Origin of the sequence: Flavobacterium jumunjinense (assembly GCF_021650975.2) — a bacterium.
Classification (GTDB): domain Bacteria; phylum Bacteroidota; class Bacteroidia; order Flavobacteriales; family Flavobacteriaceae; genus Flavobacterium; species Flavobacterium jumunjinense.
On the sequence record NZ_CP091285.1, the window covers coordinates 2,147,254 to 2,159,689 of the forward strand.

The 12,436-nt window shown below is 30.8% G+C and carries 1 protein-coding gene; it reads left to right on the top strand.

The features are described 5' to 3' along the window. Window positions 1–6 precede the first annotated feature (6 nt). Window positions 7–12,435, top strand: a complete 12,429-nt coding sequence (locus L2Z92_RS09420; protein ID WP_236458583.1) for an SDR family NAD(P)-dependent oxidoreductase — start codon at window positions 7–9, stop codon at window positions 12,433–12,435. Window position 12,436: the final 1 nt, after the last annotated feature.

A 12,436-nucleotide genomic window follows, 5' to 3' on the forward strand; every position in this document is an offset into this window, starting at 1 on the left:
ACTCTCATGGAAACAGTAACTATAAATTCTGCTAATCGATTATTAACAAATCACTCTGTTAATGGTATTCCCACTTTACCAGGCTTAGCATATATTGATTTGATTTACCAAGTGATTTATGAAAAAGTGGATACTATTTTTTTGTATTCAATTAGAGATCTAATAATTTATCAACCATTGCAAATTAAAGATAAAGAAGAATGGACTTTAACAATAGAAGTTAGTTCAATTAGTAATGGGTATGAAATTCAGATTAAAGGGAATAATACAAATGAGGATTCAAATGTGGTAATAACTTTAGTGAAGGCAAAAGTTCTTAAAAACATAAAGAACTCTTTTGAATCTAAAATGGTTGGTGAACAAAGTATATTAAAGGAAATAGATGTTTCGGAGATATACAATCACTACAAAGAAAAAGCTCTTGAGCATAGTGGTATTATGAAAGCCCAGGGGAAATTAATAAAAACAATTTCAATATATAAAGCAGATTTATCCTTACATCCTAAGGAAAAAACTTCTGCTGAAAATTTTCTGTTTCATCCAACATTATTGGATAGTGCAGCAGTAAGTTTAGGACATGGAATCAAAGAGTATGTAAATGCTTCTGGAATTTTATATCTTCCTTTGTATATTGAACAAGTAGATATATGGGGATTGGTTCAGGATACTTGTTTTGCCATAACAGATATAAAAGATGTTCATTTTACTGGAGATTTATTAAAATTTTCAATTCAATTTCTAAATAATGAAGGTAAACCTCTTGTTGAATTTAAAAATTTTAGCGCTAAGCAATTTAGAATTGATAATTCAGAGGCTTCTTATTCTAATAATCTAGCAGAAAATAGTTATGATAATGCTAATGAAAAAAGAGAAGGTGCTAAAAAATATTTGTTGAACCTTTTTAAAGCAAAAAGTCAGGTTTTCAATCTACAAATTCAAGCAGATTCTGGATTTTATGAATTGGGACTAGAATCAGTAGAGTTATTAAATATTGTAAATGAATTGCAAGAAAAAGTTGGAGAAGAGTTATCCCCAACTTTACTTTTCGAATACACCACAATACAGACATTAGCCGATTATTTAGAAAACACATATCCTTCTATTTTTAATAGTTCTTTTGGTACTACTAAACCAATAACTAAATTATTTAAAGAAGAGATATCGAATACCTCTCAGGTGAATACTTCTAATGAGAATTTACAGGACAACGACATTGCAATTATAGGTTTGTCAGGAAGATATCCTATGGCAGATAATCTAGAAGCTTTTTGGGAGAATCTAGTAAAAGGGAATGATGCAATAACCACAGTACCTGAATCAAGATGGGATTGGAAAAAGTTTAATGAAAAAGTAACACCTTCAGGAAAGCCAATTTCTAAATGGGGTGGTTTTATAAACAATGTAGCAGCATTTGATGCTCCTTTTTTCAAGGTTTCTCCTAAAGAAGCAGAAGAATTAGATCCTCAAGAAAGATGGTTTTTGCAAACTTGTTGGGAAGCTATAGAAGACGCAGGGTATACCCCAGAAAACATTGTTAAATCAGAGGGTAAAAACAAAATCAGGAAAGTAGGAGTCTTTGCAGGAGTAATGCATAAAGATTATAGCCTAATTGGACTAGAAGGACTAAAAAATGACGTTACAACTCTTTCGCTTAATAATGCACCAATACCTAATAGAGTATCTTACTTTTGTAATTTCCATGGACCTAGTATGGCTGTTGATACAGTTTGTTCATCTTCTTTAACAGCAATTCATCTTGCAGTCCAAAGTATTCAAAATAAAGAATGTAAAGTTGCTATCGCTGGAGGTGTCAATTTATCACTGCATCCTGCAAAATACCTTTCATATGGTATGAGTAATTTTCATTCAACTGACGGTCGATGCAAAGCTTTCGGAGAGAATGGAGATGGTTATGTTTCCTCAGAAGGAGTAGGTGCAGCTATACTAAAACCTTTAAAACAAGCTATAAAAGATAATGATAATATTTATGCAATCATTAAAGGATCAGCAATAAATCATGTTGGTAAAGTAAGTGGAATTACCGTTCCTGGACAAATTGCTCAACAAGAACTCATAAAAGAGTGTTATGAAAAAGCAAATATTAATCCAGAACATATAACATATATAGAAGCACATGGTACAGGAACATCACTTGGAGATCCTATTGAAATAGAAGGACTAACAAAAGCCTTTCGTGAATATACTAATAAAACTCAATATTGTTCTATAGGTTCTTTAAAATCTAGTATAGGGCATACGGAAGCTGCAGCTGGAATTGGTGCTTTAACTAAGGTTGCTTTACAATTAAAGAAGAAAAAATTAGTTCCTAGTTTACACGCTGAAGAAGAAAATAAATTTTTAAAATTTTCAAAAACACCTTTTTATGTGCAAAAAACACTTGAAAATTGGGAAAAAGGGATTACTCCTAGAACTGCAGGAATAAGTTCCTTTGGTGCCACAGGTACCAATGTTCATCTAGTTATTCAAGAATATGATGTGGAAAATAGAATAATGGATGAAAGCAAATTCAATGACGATTTTAGCGCTTTCATAATTCCAATTTCAGCGAAAAACAAAGATCGTGTTAAAGAATATATTTCTAGATTATTAGTACAACTAGAAAAAAATAAATTTACAGAAACAAAACAATATAGTAATGAAGATTCATTTCTTGAATTTGAAAAACAAAAAGAAATTGTTTGCATAGAAATACAAAAGAAAATAAGCTCTATTCTTAAAATACAAGAAGAAGATATAGAAAGTAATATTGAGTGGGAAGAATTTGGTTTAGATGTTTTTCAATATTCGCAAATTTCAGAGTGGTTAGAGAAGGAATTTAAATGGACAAATGAAAAAAATGATATTGAGAATTTAACCATAAACAAACTAGCTGAGGAGATAATACAAAATAAATCAAAAGGCTCTAAAATAGTTCCAGAATTTTATGTGCAAGAAAAAAAACACCTAAGGGATTTAGCTTATTCCTTTCAAATCGGTAGGATAGAGTTAGAAGAGAGAGTGGTTTTTATAGTTAAATCTATTTCTGAATTACAAGAAAAGTTAAGTAACCATCTAGAAAATGAAAATGGGGCAGATTTTTATGGAAACAAAAGCGACTACGAGAATGAATTTGCTTCTTTTACAAATGACGAAGATTTTGATCATTTAGTTTATAGTTGGTTAGTAAAGAATAAATTTTTTCAGATAGGCGAATTATGGGTTAAAGGCTATCCGATAAATTGGAAAATTATCTATCAGAATTCAAGTACTCCTCAAAGAATAAAAATACCAACTTACCCATTTTCTAATAAAGAATATTGGTTGCCTAAAATGAATACCTCTTTTGTTCAATCTTCAGTTGATCAGAAAAAAGAAGCTATTTTATCTCCATTTGTACATAAAAACAATTCAAGGTTTAATAATGTAAATTTCACATCTGTTTTTACAGGAGAAGAATTCTTTTTGTCCGATCATAAAGTTCATAATTATAGTGTTTTACCAGGAGCTGGACATGTTGAAGCGGCTTATCAAGCTTTTGTATTTGCAAATGAAGCACAACAAAAGGCAGTTGAATTGGTAAATATCAATTTCATTAGACCAATTGTAAAAAATAGCGATACTGTAGATATAGCAATAAAATTGAAGCAGGAAAACAATGCAATTCAATTTAAATTAACAAATTTAGATAAAGAAGAGTTAATATATAGCCAAGGTGAAGTGCGTATTTTGCAAAAAAGCAATAAAGAACATATCGATGTTTCTTCATTTTATGATATAAAAGAATACGGTGTATTGACGGGTATAGAATTGTATGAACAGTTTGATAAGATTGGAATCAATTATAAAGGAGCTCACAAGTCCATTACTAGATTATTTTATAAAAATGACGAGGTAGCTGTACAATTAAAACTAGAAGATAATTGGATTGACACTTTACCTTTTTATAAAATGCATCCAGGAATGCTTGATTCTGCTTTTCAAGCTACTTTACTATTAGAAAAAAACAAGAACGGAGAAGCAGGTTGGAAATCATTATCTCAACCCAAAATGCCTTTCGGAATAGAATCTATTAAAGTATATGATTCTTGTACTTCTCAAATGTGGGCTGTTGCCAAACTAAGCAACTATACTGCTTCTGGAGATACAATTAGTGATATTAAATTATATAATGAAAAATTAGAACTAATCATTGATATAAAAGGTTTTATAACTAAAGGAATAAAAGAAAACGATAAAAACTTATCAACTGAATTCTTGCCAAGTCAAAAATCAGAAAGCAAAATGACGTATCTCGTTCCAAAATGGGAACATGTAAATATTGATACTATAAAAGTAACCAAACCTGAAACCTATAAAACTTCTGTATTACTTTGTATTAATTGTCCAGAAATAGAGAAAAGAGAGTTAGCAGCAATATTTGAAGAGGTTACTTTTATAAGTGATCAAGAATTGATTGACAGTGTTTTTGGAATATTAGCAGATGGAAAAGTAAGATTTGATCATGTCTTTTGGTGGGTTAAAGAGCAAGATGGTACATTAGAACAGGCTCAAGAGTTAGGAGTTTATTTTGGTTTTAGGCTAATTAGGTCTTGCATTGCTCACCATTATAAAGATGTACCATTAGCTTGGACAATAATTACGACCAATACTTTTAAAATAAATGGCTTCTCAGACTCTAATTCTTGCCATTCAGGTATAGACGGATTGTTTGGATCAGTTATTAAAGAGATGCATAAATGGCAAATGAGAATTATTGACCGATCTGATGCAATTTCTAAAAATAACAAACAAATATTAACCATTCCATTTGATAAAGAAGGTAGAAGTTGGGTTTTACGTGAGAATGAATGGTATCGTCAAAAAATAGTACAACTCAAAATCACACCAAATCAGCAAACGAAAACAGCTGCATACCGTGAGAATGGAGTATATATGATAATTGGAGGTTCTGGGAATATAGGTAAAGCAATGAGTAAATATCTTATTCAAAATTTTAATGCTCAAATTATATGGATAGGAAGAAGGCCAATTGATAATCGCATAGAAGAACAATTACTAGCAGTAGGCAATAAAAAGAACATTCCTACTTACTATACTGCAGATGTAACACAAAAATCAGAAATGCAAGCTGTATTGGAAAAAGTAAAGCAGCGTTATGGAGCTCTTCATGGAGTAATAAACTCTGCAATGATATTACAAGAACATACTATTGATGCAGTTACCGAAGAAGATTTTAGAGCTGGATATGAAACTAAACAGAAGAGTATTTTGACGTTGTTAGAAACACTAAAAAGTACTCCGTTAGATTTCTTACTCTTATTTTCTTCAATGGTAAGTTTTATTAAAACACCAAGATTATCTTATTACGCTGCGGGAAGTGTCTTTATGGATTCTTATGCTATTGCTAAACAGAAAGAATTACCATTTCCTATCAAAACTGTTAATTGGGGGTATTGGAATAGCCAAAAGTTAGAAGAGGCAAAAGATTTTGAGAAGTTGCAAGCAATAGGTGTGCATCCTATTAATGAAATAGAAGGAATGAACGCATTAAATGTTTTAATGCAATCAAATCTTAATCAGATTGGGATTATGAAATTAAGTAAGCCCCTAGCATTTTCTGGATATGAAAAAGAGTTTATCAACACATTCACTAATGAAGTAATCCCTTTTGATATTTCTCTAAGTTCAATAACGAAACATTATATAAAAGAAGCAGAGCTGAAGGACTTGTATAATAGTTCAGTTTTTGAAGATGAAATATTTACAAATCTTATAGCAAAGATAGCTTGTTATCAATTACAATCAGTAGGTCTTTTTAATAATCAAATTCCGCAAGAGAAAATTCTTGATTGGGGAGCACCAAATTATTTTAAGGATTGGTTAGAACAGTGTTTGTGTTTTTTTAAAGAGCAAAAATTATGTTTAGAACTAACTGAAAATAGATGGAAGCTTAATGAAGATTTATTGACAGATGGATTTAATGCAGAAAATTTATGGAATCAATGGAACACATTTAAAAATAGTAATCAAGAAAATACAGAAAAAATATTTCATATAGAATTAGTAGAAGCAACTTTGAAAGGACTTCCTTCCATTATAAAAAATGAGATTCGTCCCACTAATATTATGTTTCCAAATTCATCAATGGATAAAGTTATAAATATTTATAAAAACAATAAAGTAGCAGACTATTACAATGAAACTTTAGGAGCTTGTGTGATTTTGTATATTAAAAAAATAGTTTCTGATAATCCAGATGTAAAGATAAGAATACTAGAAGTAGGTGCAGGAACAGGAGGAACTAGCGAGTTGTTATTCCAAAAAATAGCTCCGTTTCAAAACTATATTGAAGAATATTGTTATACAGATATATCTCAAGCTTTTTTAAATTTTGCCAAAGATACTTATGCTTCGGGTAAATCATATATTACGTTTAAGAGATTTAACGCTGAAGAGACTCTTGAAAATCAAGATTTTAATTATGGGGTTTATGATATTGTAATAGCAACCAATGTATTGCATGCAACATCTAATATTAGAACATCATTAAAGAATTGCCAAGCATTATTGAAACCAGAAGGAGTGTTACTTCTAAATGAAATGAGCAAAAATGTAATATTTACACATCTTACATTTGGTTTATTAGAAGGATGGTGGCGTGCTAAAGATAAAGAAACAAGAATATCAGGATGTCCGGGGCTTTCATCACAACAATGGAAAAAAGTACTTCATCAATCAGGCTATAAAAACGTAGAATTTCCAGTAAATGAAGTACATCATTTAGGGCAACAAATAATTTGGGCTCAGGCAACTTCTTTAAGAGTAGAAAATAGCACGTTTACAAAAGAAGAATCTAATCCACAAGGGGAAATAATTCCTAAAATTCAAGAAATAAATACAAAAGAACTTTCATCAAAAGGACTTGAATTTGAGTTTACCGAATATCTCAGAAAACTAGTCAGTAAGGTTTTAAAACTTCCTTTGGAAGAAGTAAGAACTAAAGAAACTTTTGAGAATTATGGAATAGATTCTATTCTGATTGTTCAACTCACAAATGAGCTTCGTAAAGATTTTGATAAAATTTCGGGAACATTGTTTTTCGAACATCAAAACTTGGATTCTATGGTGCTTTATTTTATGAAAGAGAGAAAATTAGATATAGCTAACTTTTTTGCCAAAAAAGAAGAAGATAAAATCATTTCATCTCCAGATAGATTACTAAACTCTAGTTTACTGAATTTTTCTGATACTTGGGAAGTAGAGAAATTAGAAGATGACAAGGGAATAGATGCTTCACAACCTTTTAAAGAAGAAATAGCAATAATAGGATTGGCAGGACAGTATCCTAAAGCTGAAAATATTCGTGAATTTTGGGATAATTTAAAGAATGGGGTCAATTGTACCTCAGAAATCCCTAAAGATAGATGGGATTGGCAGGTATATTTTGAAGAAAAGAATAATTTGAATAAAGGGAGTTATTCTAAATGGGGAGGTTTCTTAAAAGATATCGATACATTTGACCCTTTATTTTTTAGAATATCTCCATTAGAAGCGGAGAAAATGGATCCTCAAGAACGTCTTTTTTTACAATGTGCATATGCGTCTATAGAAGATGCAGGATATCTTCCAGAGAATTTATCTAAAGATAAAAAAGTGGGTGTGTTTGCAGGCGTAATGAATAGTACTTATAATAGACAATCTAATTATTGGTCTATTAGTAATAGGGTTTCATATGTCTTGGATTTTCAAGGCCCTAGCTTAACAGTCGATACGGCTTGTTCTTCGTCTTTAATGGCCATTCATTTGGCTTTTGAAAGTCTTCAAAATGGAAACTGTGATTGTGCGATTGCAGGAGGAGTTAATTTAATTGTAACACCAGGGCATTATAACCGATTAGCAAGTGCTAATATGCTTTCAGAAGGAATACATAATAAAACTTTTGCAGCAGGAGCAGATGGTTTTGTAGATGCGGAAGGAGTAGGAGCGATAATATTGAAGCCAAAATCAAAAGCTATTGCGGATGGGGATCATATTTATGGATTGATTAAAGGAGGTAGCGCGAACTCAGGTGGCAAAACATCTGGTTACACAGTACCTAATCCTATTGCACAAGCAGATTTGATTAAAACAACTATAGAAAGATCAGGAGTGTCTCCAGAAACCATTAGCTATATAGAAGCACATGGTACAGGAACTTCATTAGGTGATCCTATAGAAGTATCAGGACTAACTAAAGCATTCAACCAATTCACTAAAGAAAAGCAATTTTGTGCTATAGGCTCTTCAAAATCAAATATAGGACATTGTGAAAGTGCTGCAGGGATTGGAGGATTAACGAAAATACTTCTTCAATTTAAACATAAACAAATCGTACCCACATTACATAGTGAAATTTTGAATCCAGAAATTGACTTTAAATCCACTCCGTTTTATGTACAAAATAATCTTAAAGAATGGGATAAACCTGTTCTACAAGAGAATGGAATAGCCGTAACCTATCCTAGAAGAGCTGGTATTTCATCTTTTGGAGCAGGTGGTACAAATGTGCATCTTATACTTGAAGAATTTGAGCAACAAATCCCTTCAAGTATTGAAGAAGAATTGATTCTCTTGTCTGCGGCTACCAAGGAACAACTAACGTTTTTAGCAATAGAATTGTTGGATTATTTAAGATATAATAAAGAGAATACTCAACTTAAAAATATAGCATATACACTTCAAACGGGAAGAAGAAATCTTGAGTACAGATTAGCAATTGAAGCAAAAAGCATTGATGATTTAGAGAAAAAACTATTTGACTATACAAATAATCAAATTAATTCTTCAATCTATCAAGGGATAGTCTCTAAAATAGTAGATTCAATATCAGAGGAATTCTATGAAATAGTTGAAAAAATGAGTGTCGGTAAATGGAAATCATTGGCTCAACAATGGGTAGAGGGAAAACAAGTAAACTGGAACAAATTATACCTCGATAAACCTATAAAAGTAAGTTTACCTACTTATCCTTTTGCAAAAGAGTCTTATTGGAATCCAGAACCAGATGTAACTCTAGATACTATTAGTTTTAAAAAAGAAAAAAATATTTCTAACGAACAATATCATAAAAGCCAACTAGTTAAATTATCAAGTCCTGTAGAATATTATAAAGAAATATACCAAGCATTTGAACAACAAACGGTGCCTCTTGTAGTAAATGAAAATGATATCATTATAAAAAGTAAGTATGATACCAACTATTCCCATTTACAAGGAACAGTATATTATTTTGAGAATATTCGAAACATCGAGAGTTGGGATCAAATTTTTAGAAAATTTAGAGGTAAGAAAATACTTTGTATTTACCCAGAAACAACTATGAATCCTCTTACAGAAGGATATAAGTCTTTCGTATATGAAAATATCCTTTCTATTTACAGAATGGCAAAATCCTGTTTTCAGTTTGACTTTGATAAACTAGAAAAGGAATTCATTCTAATTACTAGAAATGCATTTATACTACCTAATCAAACTGAGCATGTAGATTTAATTCACGCAGCAATTACTGGATTTGTCGGTGTCATGGCAAAAGAAATGAAGAACTGGAATACAATAATTCTAGATACTGATGAACCAGTTCATCAAATCCCTGTTTCACTAAATCGGGTTGAAGATTGGTTAGTAAGAAAACAAAAAATATATCAAAAAAGGTTAATTCGCACTAAAACCAATTCAGAATTTAATAGCTCTTATGTAGTTGGTGGTACTTATATAATAATTGGAGGAGCTGGAGGAGTTGGTACAGAATGGAGCCGTTATCTTATAGGAAATTATCAGGCTAAAATTATTTGGATAGGTAGAAGAAAAAAAGACGATGCAATAACTGCCAAAATAGAAAGTCTAGATGTAAATGGAACATACATAAAATATTATGAAACAGACGTGTCCGATTATGAAACTTTTTCTTTATTGTATAGAAAGATTAAAAAAGAACAAGGAGCAATCAATGGTGTCATTCATTCAGCAATGGCATCAACAGATCAAGAAATTACCTTGCTCACAGAGTCTCGTTTTGTAGAAGGGTTAAAAGCCAAAATAGATATAAGTATCACTTTGGGCAGGGTTTTTCAAAATGAAAATTTGGATTTTATGTTGTTTTTCTCTTCTGTTGGAGCTTTAGCTAGTATGGAAGGACAAAGCTGTTATGTGACTAGTAGTGTTTTTAAAGATAGCTTTTCTAAGTTTTTTAATGAAAAAGTGTCCTATCCTGTTAAAGTTGTTAATTGGGGATATTGGGGAGAAGTCGGCTTTGGTGAATTCATTCCAAATAGACTGAAATCAGTATTGAAAGAACAAGTAGGTGTATTGGGAACAAGTGAAGCGAATTACATTTTAGAGAGTTTCCTTAATACTAAAGACCAGCAAGCAGTAATTACAGCAAAAGCTAACTTTGATATAATACCATTAGATAATACTATAGAAATACAATGTGCTGAACAAGAGTATGAAGGTAGTATTGAAAGACTTCATTCTCATATTCCAGATAGACAATTTACCGTCCAAAAACTTAGAGAAAATGCACGTTTTGGAGTTGAGGATATGGAGACTTTATTAGCACAATGGATGTTTGTTCAACTTCAATCTATAGGATTATTGGTAAATGAAGTAAATGACTTAGAAAAACAAAAAACAGATAATGATTTTAATAGATTTTATGACAAATGGCTTTTAGAGAGTTTAAGAATTCTTCAAAAAAATAACCTGATAGAAATACAAAGCAAGGATTTAGTTCACTGTATTAAGAAAAACACGAAGGAACTTACATTAGATCGGATACAGAATAATTGGTATTCTCAAAAATCAAATTGGGGAGACGATACCTATAAAAAAGCTCAGGTTAAATTATTAGAATCCTCTATGAAAAATTTGCCTTATGTGTTGACGGGTAAAATGAAAGGAGCAGAAGTAGTCTTTCCAGATTCTTCTATGGAATTAGTAGAAGGAATTTATAAAAACGAATTAGGCGACTATTTTAATGATGTTTTAACAGATAATATTATAGCATTTATCGAAGAGCGAATACAACAAAACCCTAATGCCAAAATTAGATTACTCGAAGTAGGAGCTGGAATTGGTGGTACTAGTAGTGTTATTTTCCAAAGAATTAAACCGTATCACCAGTACATTGAGGAATACTGTTATACAGATATTTCCAAAGCATTTTTATTATATGCCGAAAAAGAATATAAAGAAGAGAATCCTTTTCTAACCTATGAGATTTTTGATGTGGGAGTAAAAGCACCACAAGATCAAATATCAAAAAGTTATGATGTAGTGTTAGCTACAAACGTATTACATGCTACAAACGATATTACAAATACTATAATAAATGTGAAATCGGTATTAAAAAAGAATGGAATCATCTTAATTAATGAGATTAGTACTAAGTCTTTATTCTTTCATATGGGGTTTGCTCTTTTAGATGGTTGGTGGTTATACAATGATCCAGAATTGCGAATAGAAGGTTGTCCTGGCTTAGCTCCAGAAACATGGAAAAAAATCCTTATAAATGAAGGTTTTGAGACCATTACTTTTCCCGCTAATAAGGCACACGATCTTGGTCAGCAAATAATTTTGGCACAAAGTGATGGAGTAATTCTTAGAAAAACACAGAAATCTGATGTGATAAATACAGAAGTAGTTAAAGTTTCAGAAAGTAGAAAAAGTATAATCGAAACTACTATAGATCCTGATAGAATAATCGAAGAAATAAAATATAAGATAAAAACAGTGTTTAGCGAATTACTAAAGATTCCTTTTGAAAAGATAAAAAATTCTATCTCATTATTGGATTACGGTTTAGATTCAATACTTGCAGTTAAAATGGTTAAATCGTTAAACCAATCTTTAGGAATAAAATTAGAAAGTAGTAAAATATTTGAAAATGAAACAATCGATAAACTATCGGTTTGTATTTTCAAAGAATACGCTTCACTTATTAATATTGATCATGATAGTTTAAAAAAACAAAATAAGATAGCTAACAATCTTAGTAAAGAAACGGTATCAGGAACTATTAATAATGTTATACATGAAACGCTTAAGATTCCTAAAGTTAAAATTAAAAGTGATCTTACTTTTTATGATTTTGGTTTAGATTCAATATTAGCTGTTGAGGTTTCAAAAAAAATCAATTCGGCACTAAATATAAAATTAGAAACTACAGATTTGGTGAAATACAACACGATTGATTTACTTACTACTTATATAATTAACAAAGAGAATTCAGGTAATGGTGTTGAATTAGAAGGTGTTAAGGAAGAAAGAAGTTTGGACTTAAAACATAAAGATCTAATAAAAGGAGAAAGTTATAAGGAAGAAACGGTTCTTAAGTTATTAGAAAAAGAGGGAACCGATAATTTCAGTATAGAAGAAATATTGCAACATATTGATTAAT